Here is an 18,563-nt window from a genome sequence, read left to right as displayed (position 1 = left end):
CATGCTGTTGATCCTGACGCTGGTCGCCGTGGGCTTGGTGATCGTGGTGCACTGGCGGGCCAGCACCCGCGAGGCTGCGGCCAACGCCGCCTACCCGCCGATTGGCGAGCTTATCGATATCGACGGCGTCAAGGTCCATGCCAAGGTGCAGGGCAGCGGGCCGGATCTGGTGCTGATCCACGGGGCGTCAGGGAATATGCGGGATTTCACCTTTGACATGGTGGACCAGCTTTCCGACCGCTACCGCGTTATCCTGTTCGACCGACCGGGGCTCGGCTGGACTGACAACCTGCCCCAACACGCGGGCGCATGGAATGCCACTGCGGCCACACCCCACGAACAGGCCGCGCTGTTGCAAAAGGCAGCGGACAGGCTTGGGGTGAGTAATCCGATCGTCCTGGGGCACAGCTATGGCGGCGCGGTGGCGCTGGCGTGGGGGCTGTCGCGGCCCGATGACACGGCGGCGCTGGTGCTCGTATCCGCCGTGTCCGAGCCGTGGGAAGGTGACCTTGGATGGCAGTACAAGATCACTGGTTCTGCCTTCGGGTCGGGTATTGTGATCCCGCTGGTCACCGCCTTTGTGCCGCAGGGATTTGTGCGCGCCAGCGTCGGCGCGATCTTTGCCCCGCAAGCCGCGCCTGACGGCTATAGTGACCACATCGGCACCGGCCTGTCCCTGCGCCGGATGTCAATGCGCGCCAATGCTCAACAGGTGAACACGCTGCTGCCCGAGATCAAGAAGATGGTCCCGAAATATGATACGCTGACCATGCCGGTCGAGCTGATCCACGGCACCGCAGACACCATCGTCCCGCTGGATGTCCACGCGGCAATCGCAACGCCGCAACTGCCCGACGCGGTGCTAACCACCCTGCCCGGCATTGGTCATATGCCACAACATGTGACCCAACCCGACGTCATCGCCGCCATTGACCGCGCAGCGACACGTGCGGGTTTGCGCTAGGGGGCAGAACGCTCCATAAGTTAGGGTGAACAGGATATTTGAGGAGGCCCCCATGGACCTGCCCTTTGACGGTGCGATCAGCGCCTATTTCGAAAACGACGCGCCCGCGCCCATCAACAAGGCGATCAAACGCGCCGATAAGGACGATATCCTGAGCGACAGTTACCCCCATTCCGAACGTCTGGGGCGCAAGCAATATGACCGCGAGATGGATCGGCTCCAGATCGAACTGGTCAAGCTGCAAGCATGGGCGCGCGACACCGGCACGCGTATCGCGATGATCTTTGAAGGCCGCGACGCTGCGGGCAAAGGCGGCACCATCTCGCGCTTCCGTCAGAATTTGAACCAGCGTTCCGCCCATGTGGTGGCCCTGCCCAAACCCACCGAAACCGAAGCAGGTCAGTGGTATTTTCAACGCTATATCAAGCATTTGCCGACCGCCGGCGACATGGTGTTCTTTGATCGCAGCTGGTACAATCGCGGCGTCGTCGAACCGGTTTTCGGCTTTTGCACCGAGGCCCAGCGTGAAGCCTTCTTCGATCAGGTGGTCCCGCTGGAAAAGATGCTGGTGGACGATGGGCTGCACCTGTTCAAATTCTGGCTCAACGTAGGCCGCGGCGAACAGCTGCGGCGGATGCTCGCGCGCGAAGGCGACCCGCTGAAACAATGGAAACTCAGCATCATCGATGTCAAAGGGCTGGCGAAATGGGACGCCTATAGCGCCGCGATCAAGGACACCCTGCAGCGGTCCCACACGCCGCAGACCCCGTGGACGGTGATCCGCTCTGACGATAAACGCCGCGCGCGGCTGGCAGCGATCCGGACCGTGCTCCACGCGTTTGAATATACGGGCAAAGATAGCAAAGCGATCGGCGCGATTGATGACCAGATTTGCGGCGGGCCGGATATCTGGGATGCCTAAACGCGGCTATCACCACGGAAACCTGCGACAGGCGCTGATCGACGGCGCGCTCAAACTGATCGAGGACCGCGGCCCCACGGGGTTCACCCTATCAGAGGCGGCGAAACAGGCGGGTGTCACCCCCGCAGCCGTCTATCGCCATTTCGAGGGCCGCGAAGACCTGATCGCCGAAGGCGCATTGCAAGGCTATGATATCTTTGCGGAATTGATGGAAGCCGCGTATCAATCCGGCCAGCCTTCCGCGCTCAAGGCGTTCGAGGCGACGGGCCGTGCCTATCTTGCCTTCGCCCGCGATTATCCGGGCCATTACATCGCGATGTTCGAAAGCGGTATTTCCGTCAACCGCACCCCCGATCTGGCCGCCGCTGCGGCGCGGGCCAATGGGGTGCTGGAACAGGCCGCAAGCGATCTCAGCCAGCATATCCCGTTAGAAAAGCGCCCGCCCGCCTCGATGTTCTCGGCCCATATCTGGGCGCTGAGCCACGGGGTGGTTGAACTCTTCGCGCGGAATTCCCCCGGCAGGGCCTCGCCCTTTCCCGCAGATGATCTGCTGGAAAGCGGCATTGGCATCTACCTGCGCGGCCTTGGTCTGGTAGGACCGGACGACTAGGCGGCGATCTCCGCCAAGGCCTGCGCCGCGATCTCGAAGGATTTGACCCGCGCGGCGTGGTCGTGGATCTGCCCTGTCAGGATCAATTCATCCGGTTGATATATCTCAATCATCTGCGACAGTTGCCGCGCGACACGCTCGGGGCTGCCCACGGCAGTCACCCGCAGGGCCTGATCAACGGCCTGACGCATCTGAACGCCAACCTCGGCATCAATATCGCGCACGGGACGCGGCAGCTTGCCCGGTTTGCCGGTGCGCAACCGCACAAAAGCCTGCTGCATGGAGGTCCGAAGGTAGGCCCCCTCTTCATCGGTATCCGCCGCGAAAACATTCGCCGCCAACATGAAATGCGGTTTCTCCCACTGCGCCGAGGGTTTGAAATCGCGACGGTAAATCGCCACGGCGTCTTCCAACGCATCGGGGGCGAAATGCGAGGCAAAGGCATAGGGCAGCCCGAAATGCGCCGCCAGCTGCGCGCCATAAAGCGAAGAGCCCAATATCCACACCGGCACATGCGTGCCCTGCCCCGGATGCGCCATCACACGCGCCCCCGCAGGGGCCTCGCCAAGATAGCCGATCAGCTCGGCCACATCTTCGGGGAAACGGTCGCCCCCTTGGATCCCGCGCCGCAAGGCATGGTACACGGCCTGATCCCCACCGGGCGCGCGCCCAAGGCCCAGATCAATCCGGTCTCCATGAATCGTGGCAAGCGTGCCAAACTGCTCTGCAATCGCCAGCGGCGCGTGGTTCGGCAACATGATGCCCCCCGCGCCCACACGGATGCGGGAGGTGTGATCCGCCACATGCCCGATCAACACCGATGTCGCGGCAGAGGCGATCCCCGGCATGTTGTGATGCTCTGCCATCCAGTAGCGATGATATCCCGCCGCTTCGGTCCGCTTTGCCAGATCAATCGTATTCGCAATGGCTTGGCGGGCATCTGACCCTTCGGGTACGGGGGAAAGATCAAGGACTGAATATCGCATGGGGCGGCTCCGTTTTTAACGCATCCATTACCTAAGCACGCGACATTGAAAACAAAACCACCCCGCCGGCTTCATTTTGCGAAATAAACTCTCGCCGAAGGGTCGGCTGGCCTCAGGCGCATACGAAAAAGGCCGCCCCGGCAGGAGCGGCCTTTTCCAAAAACTGTAAAGTAAAGCTTAACGCTTGGAGAACTGGAAGCTCTTACGCGCTTTCGCACGACCGTACTTCTTACGCTCAACAACACGGCTGTCGCGTGTCAGGAAGCCTGCCGCTTTCAGCGCGCCGCGCAGGGAGGGATCGTAGAGCTGCAGTGCCTTGGAAACACCGTGCTTCACCGCGCCCGCCTGACCGGACAGACCGCCACCTTTCACAGTTGCAACAACGTCGAACTGACCGTCGGTGCCTGTGATGGTGAATGGCTGTGCCAGGATCATCTGCAGAACGGGGCGTGCAAAATATTCGTTTTGCGCTTTGCCGTTTACGATGACTTTACCGGAACCTGGTTTGATCCAGACGCGGGCAACCGCATCTTTACGCTTACCGGTTGCATAGGCGCGGCCTTGCGCGTCACGCACGGGCTCGCGTGGGGTCATTTCAACTTCTGTCCCCTGAACGCCACCGATGTTCTCGGTTACGGCCGCTTCGAGGCCTTCGAGTGTTTTGATTTCATCAGCCATGCTTATGCACTCCGCGTGTTTTTAGAGTTCATGGATTTCACGTCCAGAACCTCGGGGCTTTGCGCCTCGTGGGGGTGTTCGGAACCGGCGTAAACGCGCAGGTTGGTCATGATCTGGCGGCTCAGGCGGTTGCCGGGCAGCATGCGCTTGACCGCTTGGGTCACAACACGCTCGGGGTGCGCACCTTCAAGGATCTGAGCTTTGGTACGCTCTTTGATCCCGCCGGGGTGGCCAGTGTGCCAGTAGAAGTTTTCTTCACGCTTCTTGCCGGTCATCTGGATTTTCTCGGCATTGATCACGATGACGTTGTCGCCGCAATCCATGTGAGGTGTGTAGGAAGGCTTGTGCTTGCCGCGCAGACGCATGGCAATGATCGACGCAAGACGGCCAAGGACGACGCCTTCAGCGTCGACGATGATCCATTTCTTGTCGATATCTGCCGGTGTTGCAGAAAAGGTTTTCATGGAGGGAATTCCCGTTACTTTGGTGAAAGGGTCCGAAACCGAACCCCGCTATCTGATGGCTGGGTTATAAACACGCCCTTCGCCACGTCAAGCGCCACATTCCCTATTTTTTCTCACAAAAACAACGCCTTGCAAATTAGGTATTATTATACCCCACAAAAATCACACACTCAACTGCTCGGGTGGAGAGTCCAGCAGATGTCGCAGGCGCATGATTGCATCCTCAAAACTGTGCAGCGCCACGCCTGCGTTGATCGCGAGCCGCACCGCATGGGGCGCGCGGGCATCGCGGCAGACGAATTCCTCGGCCGAGCGGATTTGCACACCCTGCCCTTCAGCAGCCTGACAGAACGCACCCGCCCGCCAGCCAACCGGCAGGCTCAGCCACAAAAACGGCACGTTGGTGCGCCACGCCACATCATATCCGCCCAGTATATTCACCGCGCTTTGGACATAGGCGTTAAAGCCCTGACGCGTGCCTTCGGCGATGGCGTCGATATCGGGATGCACCAGCAGCTTGGCACAAAGGTCGATCAACGGGGTCGCAAGGCCGAAGCAATTGTACTCGGCCACGCGACGCAGATCGGGTGTGCGCTGGCGCGGGCCGATGGCGAAACCGATGCGCAGCGCAGGGGTCAGGGTCTTGGCCAGCGACGAGACATACCAGCCGCGTTCGGGGGCAAGCATCCGGTAGGTCGGCGCACGCTCTACGCGCATGCGATAACAATCGTCCTCGACAATTTGAAAGTCATGTTTGCGCGCCACCTCGACCAGCGCCTCGCGGCGCGCCACAGGTGTGAAGCCTGCGGTCGGGTTATGGACTTCGGGCGAGGTGCAGAAAATCTGAAGATCATGGTTCCGCGCCACCTCGTCCAGCGCTTCGGGGATCACGCCGTCTTTATCCATAGCCACCGGAATGACATCGGCGCGCAGCAGCTCGCCCGCGCGGCGGAAACCGGGGTACGACAGCTCTTCAATCGCGATGGCGGGGCGTCGGCCTTGCAGGATGGACTGGAACACGAGAGACAGACCGTTTTGCCCGCCGTGAGACAGGATCACATCGGCTTCGGTAAAGGATCCCAGTGGCGTGCCGGCCAGCCATTTGACGACAGCTTCGCGGGCGGGGCGCGCCCCGGTGCGGCTGGGATAATGCATCACACCTGACGCCGGATCCTGAGCGACCTCGGCCATCAGATTGCGGATCAGCGTCGCCTGCCCCGCCGATGGAAGGTGCGGCGAGAACATGTTCACGGCATAGGTATCCGCGGGGTAGTTCTTGGTCCCTTGATGCACGTGGTGGGCGATCACGTCCATCTCGATCGGGCTGTTGCGATCGGGGGTCGTGGGTGGCAGCGCGACAAAGGTGCCGCGCCCGACCTCGGCCTGCAACGTCCCGCTTTCGGTCAGCATTGTATAGGCCCGTGCCACAGTCCCCGGCGTAACGCCAAGCTTCCATGCCAACTCCCGCACCGGCGGCAGTTTTTCCCCCGCCGATAAAGCACCGTTCGAGATACCGTTTCGTATCATTGTAACAACGGCTTTGTATTTAGGGCCAGGCCCGTCAATTTGATCAGGTTGCCAAATTGTACCCATTACAATGTTTTCCTTTTCAAAATGTATCGCATTTTGTACCCCTTTGTTACGGCAAAACGTAACATTGTGTCAATACAATTCAGAAATAGGAGATTCTCATGACACAGACCCTGACCCTCAACCACGAAACTGTGGCAATCCTGAACCAGCGCAGCACACCGTTTGCCGCTGTTCTTGCGGTCAAATTTGCGGTCTGCGTCACGAAGATGGCATCGCGTCGCCGGACACGCAAAGCGCTCGCACAGCTTGAGCCTTGGCAGTTGGCAGACGTGGGACTCACACCGCGACAGGCTCATGATGAGTCTATTCGGGTGTTCTGGAAGGCGTAACGTCCCTGTGGCGCACTCCAGACCTCTTCACTCGGGCCGGTAAATACCGGCCCTTTTTTCGATTGTACCCGTCAGTGTGGGGTACAATCAGCGTGGCGGAATGGCATAGGTCAGCGATGCCCGCGCGACAGGGTCGTCCAGCCCTTCGGAATAGACCAGCACATCACAAATCGACAGCAGCTTGCCGAGCTTGAGCAACCGCGTCTTGGCGATCAGATCGGTATTGGCCGCTGGCTTGCGCATGAAATCGATCGAACAGTTTGTGGTCACCGCCAGCGCCTTGGGCCCGATTCGCGCCAAGGTCATCAGATAGGCGCTGACATCGGCCAGCGCGAAGATCGACGGGCCGGACACGGTGCCGCCGGGGCGCAGGTGCCGGTCCGCGGTAAGCAAACGTGTGGTCAGATCCGTCTCTCCGACATGGTCGATGGCGAAATCATCGGCGACCTGTTTGAACACGTCTTTCATAAAAACCGCGAGCGCATCGGCATCCATCATAATTGGCATACTTGTCCTCCCTCATATGTCGCGGCTAGGCTCAGGGAAAAGCGGGAGGGGTTCAAGATGACAATGGTCGAAATGGCATGTGACGGTGCGGTAGTCCGGTTAACGATGAACGCGCCGGACCGGTTGAACGCGCTGTCGGACGAGATGCTGGCCGCGTTGCAGGCGCGTCTGGACGAGATCGCGCATCGGCCCGATCTACGGGTCGTCATCCTTGCCGGGGCGGGCAAGGCGTTCTGCGCCGGGCATGACCTGAAGCAGATGACGGCGTTGCGCGACGCCAAGGATGGGGGTGTCGCCGGCTTCCAAGACCTGTTCGAACGCTGCGCCCGTCTGATGGCGCGCATCCAGTCCCTGCCCCAGCCCGTGATCGCGCAAGTCCACGGCATCGCCACTGCCGCGGGATGTCAGTTGGTCGCGACCTGCGATCTTGCGGTCGCGGCCGAGGATACGCGCTTTGGCGTGAACGGGGTGAATATCGGCCTGTTCTGCTCTACCCCGATGGTCGCGCTAAGCCGCAATATCCCGCGCAAACAGGCGTTCGAGATGCTGACCACGGGCGAGTTTATCGATGCAGCCCGCGCCCGCGAGCTAGGGTTGATCAACCGTATCGCCCCACCAGACGAGCTTGCGACGCAGACGACAGCGCTGGCCCAGCAGATCGCGGACAAGCTGGGCACAGCGGTCAAGATCGGCAAACAGGCCTTCTATGCGCAGCTCGCCATGCCGGTCGCGCAGGCCTATGTCTACACGGGTGACGTGATGGTGGAAAACATGCTCAACCCCGACACGGCCGAGGGCATCGCGGCCTTCCTGGAAAAACGCCCTCCTGAGTGGGATCAGTAAGCCGGAAACAGACTGTTTCCGATGGTGCCGCACAGATCACGAATTCGTGCTTTCAATTCGGGCGCTTTTGTGGCACAAATAAGACAAGGCAGATGCCTTGATGATTTTGGGTCGCCGCCGGCGGAAGGTCCCTCCAGGTCAGCCTCTCACTGACCGACCGTTCCCGCAGCGGCGACCCCAAAAATCCCCCTTCACATTCAGTCGATATGTTTGATGGCCCAAAGGGCGGCGGGCACGCGTTTCGCGACAGGCACCGCTGGCTATTGCACCGCGACAGCCCCTGCCCTACATCGCTGGCATGACACATACACTCCATATCATCGGCGGCGGCATGGCCGGATCAGAGGCCGCCTGGCAGGCGGCGAACGCGGGCATTCAGGTTGTGCTCCATGAAATGCGGCCCAAGGTCGGCACCTTCGCGCATCAGACGGGGCTGCTGGGGGAAATGGTCTGCTCCAACTCCTTCCGCTCGGATGATAATGAACAGAACGCCGTGGGCCTGCTGCATTGGGAGATGCGTGCCGCCAACGGGCTGATCATGGCAACAGCCGAGAAACACCGCCTGCCCGCCGGCGGTGCCTTGGCGGTGGACCGTGATCCCTTCGCGCAATCGGTGACAGATGCGCTGATGGCGCATCCAAATATCTCTGTCGAATATGGCGAGATCACCGATCTGCCGCGCGAGGGTCACTGGATCATCGCGACCGGCCCGCTGACCTCGGGCGATCTAGCGCAGTCCATTGCTGCCGAAACCGGTGCCGAGGCACTGGCCTTTTTCGACGCGATCGCGCCGATCATCTACCACGACAGCATCGATATGAGCAAAGCGTGGATGCAATCGCGCTATGACAAGGGCGAGACCGAGGAAGAGCGTACAGCCTACCTCAACTGCCCGATGACCAAGGACCAATACGAGGCGTTCATCGACGCGCTGCTGGCCGCGGATAAAACCGAATTCAAGGAAGGCGAGACGGCGGGCTATTTCGACGGCTGCCTCCCGATCGAGGTGATGGCCGAACGCGGACGCGAAACGCTGCGCTTTGGCCCGATGAAGCCCGTCGGCCTGACCAACCCCCATGATCCCGACAATAAACCCTATGCCGTGGTGCAGCTGCGCCGCGATAACAAGCTGGGCACACTGTATAATATCGTCGGCTTCCAGACCAAGATGAAATACGGGGCCCAGACAGAGGTGCTGCGGATGATCCCGGGGCTTGAAAATGCCTCCTTCGCGCGGCTCGGCGGTATCCACCGCAATACCTTCCTGAACTCGCCCACGCTGTTGGACGATCAGATGCGTCTGCGCAGCCAGTCGAACGTGCGGTTTGCCGGGCAGATCACCGGTGTCGAAGGCTATGTGGAAAGCGCTGCGATGGGACTGCTTGCCGGCCGTCTGGCCGTGGCCGAGATCAAGGGCGAAGCAGCCGCACCACCCCCGCCGACCACTGCGACCGGCGCCTTGATCACCCATATCACCGGCGGCGCGGATGCGAAAACCTTCCAGCCGATGAACGTCAACTTTGGCCTGTTCCCACCGGTCGAGGGGCTGAAATCCGGCCGTCGTGGTCGCAAGGATCGCTACAAAGCCTACACCGACCGCGCCAAGACAGACTGGCAGGACTGGTTGGACGGCACCACGCCCGCAGCATGAGCTTTCGCACCCGGTTCGCGCCGTCGCCCACCGGGCCGCTGCATCTGGGGCACGCCTATTCGGCGCTGGTGGCCCATGATATGGCGCGCGCCCAAGGTGGCAGCTTTTTGCTGCGGTTCGAGGACACGGATCTGGAGCGATCAAAGCCCGAGTACATGCGCCAAGCGTTGGACGATCTGGCGTGGCTGGGCATCACATGGGATGCACCACCTCTGATGCAATCCGAAAACCTTGATGTGTATAATCAAAGTGTTGAGGCGCTTTCTTCACGTGGATTGACCTATCCCTGCCGCTGTAGCCGCAAAGATATTGCCGCCGCACTCGCCGCGCCGCAGGAAGGGGCACCGCATAGCGTCTATCCGCAGACCTGCAAAACGCGCAGCATGGACGACCGCGGACGGAATGACGCAATCCGCCTGCATATGGACCGCGCGGTTGAGCAAGCCTCAGACGGGCTGGGGTTCATAGAGGACGGGCCGCTACACACCGGCCCCCATCCCCTTGATCACGCAGCCCTTTTGACGAAGATCGGTGATATCGTGGTGGGGCGTAAAGACATCCAGACCGCCGCCTACTTCCTTGCCTCTGCAATCGACGATATCCGTGAGGGGATCACCCATGTGGTGCGCGGCGTGGATCTGTTTGACTTCACTCAGGTGCAAGTGTTGCTGCTGGATCTGCTGGGCCACAAACCCCCGCGCTATTTCCACCACGATCTGATCCGTGATGAAAATGGCAAGAGGCTGGCAAAACGCGATGACGCGCGCGCAATTTCCCTGTACCGGAGTGAAGGCGCGTCATCACAAGATATTCGTGCAATGATAGGGCTTTAGCACCTATTCATCATCCATTACGTCAAGCGTGATGCGTTCGGCACCATCCTCGACCAGCGTATAAAAACAGCTTCGCCGTCCTGTGTGACAGGCCGCCCCCGTCTGGTGCACCTTCACCAGCAGACAATCGCGGTCACAGTCGATGCGCAGCTCGACCAGCTCTTGCACATGGCCGCTGGTGTCGCCCTTGATCCAGAATGACTGGCGCGAGCGGCTCCAATAGGTGACGCGGCCGGTTTCCAGCGTTTGGGTGACGGCCTGCGCGTTCATCCACGCCATCATTAACACCTCGCCCGTGGTCGCATCCTGCGCAATCGCGGGGATCAGCCCTGCTTCGTTGAATTTCAATGTGCTGGTGTCAAAGTCCATCGCCGTGCCTTCAGTTTGTTTTTGCATCATCCGCGTGAAGGCTTATGTAAGGGTTAACGACACAGAGGAACAGCCATGAGTGACGAGACAGACCTGATCAAGCTATACTCGGCGCGGATTTTGGGGCTTGCGGCTGACATCCCACATCTGGGGCGCTTGGAAAATCCCGATGCCAGCGTCACGCGGCGCTCGCCCCTATGTGGGTCCACCGTCACGGTCGATGTCGTGGTCGAAGATGGCAAACTGGCGCAGATGGGTCAGGATGTGAAGGCGTGCGCCTTGGGTCAGGCCTCTGCCGCTGTGGCCGGTGCGGCGGCAGTTGGTGCGACGTTGGATCAGATCCAGACGGCACGGGACCAGTTGAAAGCGATGTTGAAAGGCCAAGGCCCTGTGCCCGACGCCCCCTTTGACGGGTTCGAGGTGCTGACCCCCGCGGTGGCCTATAAAAACCGTCATGCGTCCATCCTGCTGACGATAGAGGCGTTGGCCGAAGCGATGGAACAGACCCAAGAGGTTGCGCAAAACGGCTAGGCCCGTTCCGCGGCGATCTGCCCAAGTAGCGCCGCTGCAGCGATGCCGCCCTATCAGCGAACGCCCCCCGCGAACGCCTACAAAAAAAACGCCGCACATCCGGGCAGGATGGCGGCGTAAGGGTGCGGTGACCGTGAAGGCTCGTTTTGATCCGTGACAGAGGGGACAACTCGGGCACAGGGACGAAGGTATTGCGGACTTCGCCAACGCATAGAGTTTGGGACAGATGCGCGGGCTAGATCAAAACAACACGGTTTACGCAGGCAGAAGTCAAACGAAGGCGGGAAGGTGCAGACCGACCACGAGGATGACAACCAAGGCAGCCGCCCCTGCGGCATCTTGCAACAGCGTGTCTTTCGACCGTTTGGCAATGGCTTTGACTGTAAGGATCGTGGTCATTTGCGTTCTCCCGTTTCCGTTGCCTATTTGTTCTCATTTTCAAACCCCTGTGTAAAGAACTTTATGAGAACAAAAGAGAACAAAATGGGATTAAATTGCTAACCCACTGATATCAAACGGATCGCCTCATCCTGGCGCATCAGCCACAACAACAACCGGGCGGCTTTGCCGCGCGGGGTGGTCAGATCAGGGTCCACAGCCAGCAAGGCGCGCGCATCCGATTGGGCGACCTGCATCAAAGCCGCCTGTTTCTCCAGATCCGCCACCCGAAACCGCGGTACGCCGGATTGCGCCGTGCCGATCAGATCACCGGTCCCGCGCATCTTCAGGTCCGTCTCGGCGATCACAAACCCATCCTCGCTTTCGCGCAAAACCTCCAGCCGTTGGCGGCCGCTTTCGCTGAGCGGGGCTTGATACATCAGCAAGCAGGTAGAGGCCGCCTGCCCCCGTCCCACGCGCCCGCGCAGCTGGTGCAGCTGTGCCAGCCCGAAACTTTCGGCGCGCTCGATCACGATGATGCTGGCGTTCGGCACGTCGACGCCCACCTCGATCACCGTGGTGGCGACCAGCAGCTTGGTCTGCCCTTGCTGAAAGGCACGCATGGCCGCGTCCTTATCGGCGGGCGGCATCTGCCCATGGACCAGCCCGACCACGCCTTCGCCCAATGCCGCACGCAGGTGTTTGAACCGCGCTTCTGCGGCGATCAGATCGCTGACCTCGCTTTCTTCGACCAGCGGGCACACCCAATAGCATTGCCGCCCTTCGCTGATGGCGGCGCGCAAGCGGGTCACGACCTCCTCCATCCGGTCGGTGGCAATCAGGGCGGTGCGGATGGGTTTGCGCCCGGGCGGCTTTTCATCCAGCACAGAAACGTCCATATCGCCATATTGCGCGAGGGCCAGCGACCGCGGGATCGGCGTCGCGGTCATGACCAAAACATCGACGGCCTGCCCTTTTTTGCCAAGCTCAAGCCGCTGGCGCACCCCAAAACGGTGCTGTTCATCCACCACCGCAAGGCGCAGATCGCCAAAGGCGACATCGGCCTGAAACACCGCATGGGTGCCCACAAGGATCTGGATCGCGCCGCTTTCCAGCGCGCTCAGCTTGGCGCGCCGTTCGGGCCCTTTATCGCGTCCGGTCAAGAGCTCAAGCACCACACCCGCCTGTTCGGCCAGGGGGCGCAAGCCCTCAAGGTGTTGACGCGCAAGGATTTCTGTCGGGGCCATCAGCACGCCCTGCCCGCCTGCCTCGACCGCCCGCAACAATGCCATGAAGGCGACCAGCGTTTTGCCCGCGCCCACATCCCCCTGCAGCAAGCGGTTCATGCGCGCCCCGCTGGCCATGTCCTTTGCAATCTCGGCGATGGCGCGGGTCTGTGCACCGGTGGGCGCATAGGGCAATGCGCCAAGCACGCGCTGCTGCAGGTGGCCATCCCCAACCGTCTTGCGCCCCGCCTTCCGCCGGTCCTTGGCGCGCGCAAGGGCAAGCGTCAGTTGATGGGCGAGCAATTCATCATAGGCCAGCCGCGCCCGCGCTGGTGCCGCGGCAGAAAGGTCAGCCATGTCGTTCGGGGCATGCGCCTGTTGCAGCGCATCGGGAAAATCAGGCCAGTTCTCTTGGTTTTTCTGATTAGGATCAATCCATTCGCCAACCTCTGGCACCCGCGACAATGCGGCCCGCGTGGCCTTATACATCAGCTTTTGCGTGATCCCGCTGGTCAGCGGGTAGACCGGTTCAAACGTCGGGATATCGCCCGCCTCGGCCTCGGGCACGACGAAATCCGGGTGCACCATCTGGGGAATGCCGTCAAAAAGCTCTACCCGCCCCGACACCACGCGCCGTGACCCTTCGGGCATCTGTCGCTTCCAGTAATCCCCGCGCGCGTGAAAGAAGACCAGCTGAAAGGCGGTGGCGCTGTCTTCGACATGAATACGGTAGGCCCCGCCCTTGTTTGCAGGTGCCCGATGCGCGCCAACGGTGACCGCCACGGTGACAGTGGCAGGCAGGATCGCATCCTTCACACTGGGCTGCAGCCGTCGGTCGATGCCGGAATACGGCAGCGTAAACAACAGGTCCCGCGGGGCCATCACCCCAAGCTGGGCAAAGTTCTGCGCGGTCTTCGGCCCGACCCCTTCCAGCGTTTCGAGCTTGGCAAAGAGGGGGAAAAGCGCCTCGGGCCGGCCCGTCATGCGCCGTCGATCAGCGCAAGCCAGCCGTCCTCGTCCAATGTCTGAATGCCCAGATCCGCCGCTTTCTTGGCCTTGGAGCCAGCCCCCGGCCCCGCGACCAGAATATCGGTTTTCGCACTGACCGAGCCAGAGACCTTGGCCCCCAAACGTTCGGCGCGCGCCTTCGCTTCGGCGCGGGTCATTTTTTCAAGCGTGCCGGTGAAGACCACGGTTTTTCCCGCCACGGGGGACCCTTCGGTATCGGGGAGCGCCACATCCTGCACCGACAGTTCCGTTACCAGCCGGTCGATCGAGGCACGCTCGGCCTCTTGGGCAAAGGTGCTTACCAGGCTTTGCGCCATGACCTGACCGACGCCGTCCACACCGATCAGATCGTCCCAGGCGGGACCATCCCCGGATTTTGCATGCCCCATCGCAGCCTCGAACGCGGTCCAGCTGCCGTAATGCTGCGCGATCAGGTTTGACGCCGCTTCGCCCACATGGCGGATGCCAAGCGCAAAGATCAGCCGCGACAGGGAAATTTTGCGTTTATCCTCAATCGCCTGAAACAGTTTATCGGCAGATTTCTCGCCCCAGCCTTCGCGGTTCTTGAGCTGCTGCATGCCGCTGCCATAGCGGGTCTTGAGCGTGAAGATATCCGCCGGTTCCGCGATCCAGCCATCGCCATAGAATTGTTCAACCTGTTTCGCGCCCAGACCGTCAATATCAAAAGCCGCGCGCGATACGAAATGTTTCAGCTTTTCAACGGCTTGGGCAGGGCAGATCAAACCACCCGTACAGCGACGCACCGCATCGCCTTCCTCGCGGATGGCATCGCTGCCACATTCCGGGCAGGTCGTTGGATAGACATAGGCTCTAGCGTCCTCGGGTCGCTTGCCAAGGTCCACATCCGCGATCTTGGGGATCACGTCCCCTGCACGGTAGACCTGCACCCAGTCGCCGACGCGGATATCCTTGCCCTCGCGGATACGGGCCCCCTTACTGTCGAGCCCTTTGATATAATCCTCGTTATGGAGCGTCGCATTCGAGACAACGACGCCCCCCACGGTCACCGGATGCAACCGCGCTACAGGCGACAGGGCACCGGTGCGGCCGACCTGAATGGTGATATCCTCCAGCCGGGTCCAGGCGAGTTCCGCAGGGAATTTATGCGCAATTGCCCAACGGGGGGTGGTTGAGCGAAAGCCAAGCCGGTCTTGCAACCCCAGATCGTTCACCTTGTAGACGACGCCGTCGATGTCATAGCCAAGCGTCGCGCGTTGCTCTTCGATCTTGCGGTAATGCGCGATCATCTCTTGTGGGCCGTCGCAGAGCGTCGTCAGCGGGTTAGTGTCAAACCCGAATGCCTTAAGCCGCTCTATCGCCTGAAACTGCGATTCGGCCAGCGGCGCGGACAAGGCCCCCCAGGCATAGGCGAAAAACGCCAGCGGCCGTGCGCGGGTAATCTCGGGATCCAGCTGGCGCAAGGATCCGGCGGCGGCGTTGCGCGGATTAGCAAAGGTCTTGCCGCCATTGGCCGTCTGTCGGGCGTTCAGCGCATCAAAATCGTCGTGGCGCATATAGACTTCGCCGCGCACCTCAAGCAGCGCCGGTGCGCCCTTGATCCGTGTCGGAATGGTATCGATCGTGCGCGCATTGGCGGTGACGTTTTCCCCGACGGCACCATCCCCACGGGTCGCGGCCTGCACCAGCTCCCCGTTTTCATAGCGCAGCGACAGCGACAGCCCGTCAATCTTGGGCTCTGCGGTGAAGGCCAGCGGCGTCCCGCTCGGCAGCCCCAGATACTTGCGGATGCGCGCATCGAAATCGACAACATCCTCATCCTCAAAGGCATTGCCCAAGGACAGCATCGCCACGTCATGCCGAACCTTGCCGAACCCTTCCGCCGGGGTGGCACCGACCTTGTCACTGGGGCTGTCAGCGCGTTTGAGGCCGGGGAACCGCTCCTCAATCGCTTGATTGCGACGTTTCAGGCGATCATATTCCGCGTCTGACAGGTCGGGCGCGTCCTGCGTGTGATAGGCCGTATTCGCCCGCCCCAACAGGTCAGCCAACCGCGCCAATTCGGCTTTGGCCTCCTCTTCGGAAAGCTCCTGAAGTGCGGTTTTATCAGTCACGGTAAGCCCCAGCCTGCTGTTTCAACTGGGGTCTAGATACGCAGGGAACTCCCCCGCGTCTAGAATATTTCCCTTGCCTTTTTGGCTAGCCGCCGACGGCCAATCTTTCCTGTTCGGGGTAGCCCATGGTGGCCGGATCGCGCAGCACATAGCCCCTGCCCCAGACCGTTTCGATGTAATTCTCGCCGCCCGTGGCATTGCTAAGCTTTTTACGCAATTTGCAGATGAAAACATCGATAATCTTGAGCTCGGGTTCATCCATGCCGCCGTAAAGATGGTTGAGGAACATCTCTTTCGTCAGGGTCGACCCTTTGCGCAGGCTCAGCAGTTCGAACATCTGGTATTCCTTGCCGGTCAGATGCACGGGCTTATCCCCCACGGTCACCGATTTGGCGTCCAGATTGACCGACACGCGCCCGACGTTGATCACCGATTGCGAATGGCCCTTGGACCGCCGGATGATCGCATGGATCCGCGCCACCAGTTCTTCGCGGTGGAAAGGTTTGGTCAGATAGTCATCAGCACCAAACCCGAACCCCTTGATCTTGTTCTCTGTGTCGTCAGAGCCTGAGAGGATCAGGATCGGCGTCTGGATCTTGCTCAGCCGTAACTGGCGCAAGACGTCATGCCCATTCATATCCGGCAGATCGAGATCCAGCAGGATCAGATCGTAGTCATAGAGCTTTGCCAGATCGATGCCCTCTTCCCCCAGATCGGTGGTATAGGTGTTCAGGTTGGCATGGGTCAGCATCAGTTCGATGCTTTTGGAGGTGGTTGGGTCATCTTCGACCAACAAAATTCGCATGTGTCTCACTCCGCTCAAATGGATTTGGTATAAAAGGCACCGTGAAAAAAATAGTTTAACCACTCGTTAATGGTGCTCAACTTGTTAGGCGAGCAACTTAAAGTTGTCTATACTTTTGTAGCGCTGTGGCCCGCAAAGCCGCTTCCCCATGTTCAGAGACTGCGCGCACCCATTCGACAAATTCAGCCCGCCCCACACCATAGCGTTCTTCCGCTTCCGCCTCAGTGATCAGCCCGTATAGCACGCCACGCACCACCGCAGCCTTGCGCGATGCGACCCACCGGCGGGTATTGCGATCCGGCAGATCCGCAAGGCTAAAGCTGGACCCGTCGGGCAAGGTCACCGCCCTGGGTCGTTCGACCTTTTTCAAATACACTCGTTTTCCCCTTTTCACCCCTTACACATAAGACGCGCCCACTGTTCACGGCCCGTTCTTGATCCGGTGCAGGCTAGGTCGCCGCATGTTAACGACCCGTGAAGTCGCCCCTTGAGAGTACCGCTAATTTTCCTATATTAAGCCTCAAACCTCCCGGAGTATTCTCATGCCGCTTGATCGCACCCCGCCGCTCAATTCGTTGGGCTTTGCCAAAGCACCTGCCGACACCCGCGTCGTTGTGGCGATGTCGGGCGGTGTCGACAGTTCCGTGGTCGCCGCCATGCTGGCCGAGGAAGGCTATGACGTCGTCGGCGTCACCCTGCAGCTATATGACCACGGTGCGGCACTGGCGCGCAAAGGGGCTTGCTGTGCGGGCATCGATATCCATGATGCGCGGCGCGTCGCGGAATCCATGGGGTTCCCGCATTACGTTTTGGATTATGAAAACGTGTTCAAGGACGCCGTGATTGACGAATTCGCCGATAGCTATCTGGGCGGGGCCACGCCCGTGCCCTGCATCCGCTGTAACGAACGGGTGAAGTTCAAGGATCTGCTGGAAACGGCCAAGGATCTGGATGCCGATTGCATGGCGACCGGTCACTATATCCAGCGCAAGATGGGCCCCGACGGGGCCGAACTGCATTGCGCCGCCGATGCCAATCGTGATCAAAGTTACTTTCTGTTCTCGACCACGCCCGAACAGTTGGACTATCTGCGTTTCCCCCTTGGCCACCTGCCGTCAAAAAACGACACGCGGGCGCTGGCGGCGAAATACGGGCTGAGCGTGGCGGACAAGCCCGACAGCCAGGATATCTGCTTTGTTCCGAATGGCGACTACGCCTCGGTGATCCGCAAACTGCGCCCCGAAGCCGCCAACCCCGGCAATATCGTCGACACCGACGGCAATGTACTGGCCCAGCATGACGGGGTGATCAACTACACCATCGGGCAGCGCCGTGGCCTTGGTATCGGCGGCTTGGCCGACCCGCTCTATGTGGTGAAACTTGATGCGGATAACGCGCAGGTCGTCGTGGGGCCGAAATCGATGCTGGCCACCCGTACCGTGCCCGTGAAAGAGATTAACTGGCTCGGTGACACCCCGCTCATGTCGCAAAGCGAATGGCCCATTGCTGTGCGCGTACGCTCTACCCGCCCTCCGACAGACGCGATCCTGCGTCCGATCTCGGATACCGAAGCCACGGTAGAGCTGCTCACCCCCGAGGAAGGGATCTCGCCGGGTCAGGCCTGCGTCTTCTACGACCCCGAAAGCACCCGCATCTTCGGCGGCGGCTGGATCCACAAAGGCTAACCCCTTCCAAATGGTTTAAAATCCCGGGGAGTTTGAGGGGCAGCGCCCCTCATATAGGGTTGTGAGTTTGAGCGGCACCGCCCTCATT

General features: G+C 60.6%; 20 protein-coding genes. 9 read left to right on the top strand and 11 right to left on the bottom strand.

The window, feature by feature from the left end:
- Window position 1 precedes the first annotated feature (1 nt).
- Genes EE36_RS14395 through EE36_RS14385 form a run of 3 tightly spaced genes read left to right on the top strand, consistent with a single transcriptional unit; the run spans window position 2 to window position 2,496 of the window.
- On the top strand, window positions 2-964 hold the full coding sequence (locus tag EE36_RS14395) for an alpha/beta fold hydrolase (RefSeq protein WP_005853466.1): 963 nt from the start codon (window positions 2-4) through the stop codon (window positions 962-964).
- 52 nt (window positions 965-1,016) lie between these two features.
- The gene (ppk2, locus tag EE36_RS14390; RefSeq protein WP_005853464.1) at window positions 1,017-1,886 is read left to right on the top strand and encodes a polyphosphate kinase 2; all 870 of its coding nucleotides are present in this window, start codon (window positions 1,017-1,019) and stop codon (window positions 1,884-1,886) included.
- Complete coding sequence (locus EE36_RS14385) at window positions 1,879-2,496, top strand: TetR/AcrR family transcriptional regulator (RefSeq protein WP_005853462.1); 618 nt, start codon at window positions 1,879-1,881, stop codon at window positions 2,494-2,496. The genes ppk2 and EE36_RS14385 overlap by 8 nt, the downstream gene beginning before the upstream one ends.
- On the opposite strand, the gene EE36_RS14380 is transcribed toward EE36_RS14385, so the two are convergent.
- The 4 genes from EE36_RS14380 to EE36_RS14365 all read right to left on the bottom strand — a co-directional run bounded on the left by EE36_RS14380 (window position 2,493) and on the right by EE36_RS14365 (window position 6,217).
- Complete coding sequence (locus EE36_RS14380) at window positions 2,493-3,482, bottom strand: LLM class flavin-dependent oxidoreductase (RefSeq protein ID WP_005853461.1); 990 nt, start codon at window positions 3,480-3,482, stop codon at window positions 2,493-2,495. The two genes, EE36_RS14385 and EE36_RS14380, sit on opposite strands and share 4 nt — an antisense overlap.
- Before the next feature lie 177 nt (window positions 3,483-3,659).
- Window positions 3,660-4,160 carry a 30S ribosomal protein S9 gene (gene rpsI, locus EE36_RS14375; protein ID WP_005853459.1) on the bottom strand — a complete coding sequence of 167 codons (501 nt, stop codon included), beginning with the start codon at window positions 4,158-4,160 and terminating at the stop codon, window positions 3,660-3,662.
- Window positions 4,161-4,162: 2 nt separating this feature from the next.
- Window positions 4,163-4,624, bottom strand: coding sequence for a 50S ribosomal protein L13 (gene rplM, locus EE36_RS14370; RefSeq protein ID WP_005853457.1), 462 nt, complete (start codon window positions 4,622-4,624; stop codon window positions 4,163-4,165).
- A 162-nt stretch (window positions 4,625-4,786) separates the two neighbouring features.
- The gene (locus tag EE36_RS14365; RefSeq protein WP_005853455.1) at window positions 4,787-6,217 is read right to left on the bottom strand and encodes a PLP-dependent aminotransferase family protein; all 1,431 of its coding nucleotides are present in this window, start codon (window positions 6,215-6,217) and stop codon (window positions 4,787-4,789) included.
- A 98-nt stretch (window positions 6,218-6,315) separates the two neighbouring features.
- Here EE36_RS14365 and EE36_RS14360 point away from each other — a divergent pair, with 98 nt between their 5' ends.
- Entirely contained in the window at window positions 6,316-6,546 is a 231-nt protein-coding gene (locus EE36_RS14360) for a DUF1127 domain-containing protein (RefSeq protein ID WP_005853453.1), read from the top strand.
- Between the two features lie 87 nt (window positions 6,547-6,633).
- Here EE36_RS14360 and EE36_RS14355 read toward each other — a convergent pair whose 3' ends face one another.
- Window positions 6,634-7,053: a PaaI family thioesterase gene (locus tag EE36_RS14355; protein ID WP_005853451.1), complete on the bottom strand. Its 420-nt coding sequence runs from the start codon at window positions 7,051-7,053 to the stop codon at window positions 6,634-6,636.
- 57 nt (window positions 7,054-7,110) lie between these two features.
- Between EE36_RS14355 and EE36_RS14350 the strand changes: the two genes are divergently transcribed.
- The 3 genes from EE36_RS14350 to gluQRS all read left to right on the top strand — a co-directional run bounded on the left by EE36_RS14350 (window position 7,111) and on the right by gluQRS (window position 10,380).
- Window positions 7,111-7,896 carry an enoyl-CoA hydratase gene (locus EE36_RS14350; protein WP_039911987.1) on the top strand — a complete coding sequence of 262 codons (786 nt, stop codon included), beginning with the start codon at window positions 7,111-7,113 and terminating at the stop codon, window positions 7,894-7,896.
- 298 nt (window positions 7,897-8,194) lie between these two features.
- On the top strand, window positions 8,195-9,547 hold the full coding sequence (gene trmFO / locus EE36_RS14345) for a methylenetetrahydrofolate--tRNA-(uracil(54)-C(5))-methyltransferase (FADH(2)-oxidizing) TrmFO (RefSeq protein WP_005853447.1): 1,353 nt from the start codon (window positions 8,195-8,197) through the stop codon (window positions 9,545-9,547).
- Window positions 9,544-10,380, top strand: coding sequence for a tRNA glutamyl-Q(34) synthetase GluQRS (gene gluQRS, locus EE36_RS14340; protein ID WP_005853445.1), 837 nt, complete (start codon window positions 9,544-9,546; stop codon window positions 10,378-10,380). Before trmFO ends, gluQRS begins: the two co-directional genes overlap by 4 nt.
- A 3-nt stretch (window positions 10,381-10,383) precedes the next feature.
- On the opposite strand, the gene hisI is transcribed toward gluQRS, so the two are convergent.
- A complete protein-coding gene (gene hisI, locus EE36_RS14335; RefSeq protein ID WP_180827671.1) occupies window positions 10,384-10,749 on the bottom strand; it encodes a phosphoribosyl-AMP cyclohydrolase in 366 nt (121 codons plus the stop codon).
- Between the two features lie 75 nt (window positions 10,750-10,824).
- On the opposite strand from hisI, the gene EE36_RS14330 reads away from it, so the two are divergent.
- Window positions 10,825-11,280 carry an iron-sulfur cluster scaffold-like protein gene (locus tag EE36_RS14330; protein WP_005853441.1) on the top strand — a complete coding sequence of 152 codons (456 nt, stop codon included), beginning with the start codon at window positions 10,825-10,827 and terminating at the stop codon, window positions 11,278-11,280.
- A 270-nt stretch (window positions 11,281-11,550) separates the two neighbouring features.
- Here EE36_RS14330 and EE36_RS17770 read toward each other — a convergent pair whose 3' ends face one another.
- From EE36_RS17770 to EE36_RS14310, 5 genes are all read right to left on the bottom strand, one after another.
- On the bottom strand, window positions 11,551-11,679 hold the full coding sequence (locus tag EE36_RS17770; protein WP_005853439.1) for a hypothetical protein: 129 nt from the start codon (window positions 11,677-11,679) through the stop codon (window positions 11,551-11,553).
- Window positions 11,680-11,777: 98 nt separating this feature from the next.
- Entirely contained in the window at window positions 11,778-13,868 is a 2,091-nt protein-coding gene (recG, locus tag EE36_RS14325; protein WP_005853437.1) for an ATP-dependent DNA helicase RecG, read from the bottom strand.
- A complete protein-coding gene (gene ligA / locus EE36_RS14320; RefSeq protein ID WP_005853435.1) occupies window positions 13,865-15,985 on the bottom strand; it encodes an NAD-dependent DNA ligase LigA in 2,121 nt (706 codons plus the stop codon). Before ligA ends, recG begins: the two co-directional genes overlap by 4 nt.
- Before the next feature lie 85 nt (window positions 15,986-16,070).
- Window positions 16,071-16,790, bottom strand: coding sequence for a response regulator transcription factor CtrA (gene ctrA, locus EE36_RS14315; protein ID WP_005853432.1), 720 nt, complete (start codon window positions 16,788-16,790; stop codon window positions 16,071-16,073).
- Window positions 16,791-16,887: 97 nt separating this feature from the next.
- On the bottom strand, window positions 16,888-17,166 hold the full coding sequence (locus EE36_RS14310) for a DUF1153 domain-containing protein (protein ID WP_005853430.1): 279 nt from the start codon (window positions 17,164-17,166) through the stop codon (window positions 16,888-16,890).
- 166 nt (window positions 17,167-17,332) lie between these two features.
- On the opposite strand from EE36_RS14310, the gene mnmA reads away from it, so the two are divergent.
- Window positions 17,333-18,475, top strand: a complete 1,143-nt coding sequence (gene mnmA, locus EE36_RS14305) for a tRNA 2-thiouridine(34) synthase MnmA (protein ID WP_005853429.1) — start codon at window positions 17,333-17,335, stop codon at window positions 18,473-18,475.
- Window positions 18,476-18,563: the final 88 nt, after the last annotated feature.

Source organism: Sulfitobacter sp. EE-36 (assembly GCF_000152605.1).
In the GTDB taxonomy this organism is placed as follows: domain Bacteria; phylum Pseudomonadota; class Alphaproteobacteria; order Rhodobacterales; family Rhodobacteraceae; genus Sulfitobacter; species Sulfitobacter pontiacus.
Note: the sequence above shows the minus strand (reverse complement) of the source record. Positions and strands in the feature narration are given on the sequence as shown.

What these genes read in the sequence shown, in the direction of transcription:
- EE36_RS14355 (WP_005853451.1), bottom strand. Translation starts at nt 7,053, where the DNA reads ATGCCAATTATGATGGATGCCGATGCGCTCGCGGTTTTTATGAAAGAC.
- EE36_RS14330 (WP_005853441.1), top strand. Translation starts at nt 10,825, where the DNA reads ATGAGTGACGAGACAGACCTGATCAAGCTATACTCGGCGCGGATTTTG.
- trmFO (WP_005853447.1), top strand. Translation starts at nt 8,195, where the DNA reads ATGACACATACACTCCATATCATCGGCGGCGGCATGGCCGGATCAGAG.
- EE36_RS14350 (WP_039911987.1), top strand. Translation starts at nt 7,111, where the DNA reads ATGACAATGGTCGAAATGGCATGTGACGGTGCGGTAGTCCGGTTAACG.
- hisI (WP_180827671.1), bottom strand. Translation starts at nt 10,749, where the DNA reads ATGGACTTTGACACCAGCACATTGAAATTCAACGAAGCAGGGCTGATC.
- recG (WP_005853437.1), bottom strand. Translation starts at nt 13,868, where the DNA reads ATGACGGGCCGGCCCGAGGCGCTTTTCCCCCTCTTTGCCAAGCTCGAA.
- ctrA (WP_005853432.1), bottom strand. Translation starts at nt 16,790, where the DNA reads ATGCGAATTTTGTTGGTCGAAGATGACCCAACCACCTCCAAAAGCATC.
- rplM (WP_005853457.1), bottom strand. Translation starts at nt 4,624, where the DNA reads ATGAAAACCTTTTCTGCAACACCGGCAGATATCGACAAGAAATGGATC.
- EE36_RS14360 (WP_005853453.1), top strand. Translation starts at nt 6,316, where the DNA reads ATGACACAGACCCTGACCCTCAACCACGAAACTGTGGCAATCCTGAAC.
- EE36_RS14385 (WP_005853462.1), top strand. Translation starts at nt 1,879, where the DNA reads ATGCCTAAACGCGGCTATCACCACGGAAACCTGCGACAGGCGCTGATC.
- EE36_RS17770 (WP_005853439.1), bottom strand. Translation starts at nt 11,679, where the DNA reads ATGACCACGATCCTTACAGTCAAAGCCATTGCCAAACGGTCGAAAGAC.
- gluQRS (WP_005853445.1), top strand. Translation starts at nt 9,544, where the DNA reads ATGAGCTTTCGCACCCGGTTCGCGCCGTCGCCCACCGGGCCGCTGCAT.
- rpsI (WP_005853459.1), bottom strand. Translation starts at nt 4,160, where the DNA reads ATGGCTGATGAAATCAAAACACTCGAAGGCCTCGAAGCGGCCGTAACC.
- mnmA (WP_005853429.1), top strand. Translation starts at nt 17,333, where the DNA reads ATGCCGCTTGATCGCACCCCGCCGCTCAATTCGTTGGGCTTTGCCAAA.
- EE36_RS14395 (WP_005853466.1), top strand. Translation starts at nt 2, where the DNA reads ATGCTGTTGATCCTGACGCTGGTCGCCGTGGGCTTGGTGATCGTGGTG.
- ppk2 (WP_005853464.1), top strand. Translation starts at nt 1,017, where the DNA reads ATGGACCTGCCCTTTGACGGTGCGATCAGCGCCTATTTCGAAAACGAC.
- EE36_RS14365 (WP_005853455.1), bottom strand. Translation starts at nt 6,217, where the DNA reads ATGGGTACAATTTGGCAACCTGATCAAATTGACGGGCCTGGCCCTAAA.
- EE36_RS14380 (WP_005853461.1), bottom strand. Translation starts at nt 3,482, where the DNA reads ATGCGATATTCAGTCCTTGATCTTTCCCCCGTACCCGAAGGGTCAGAT.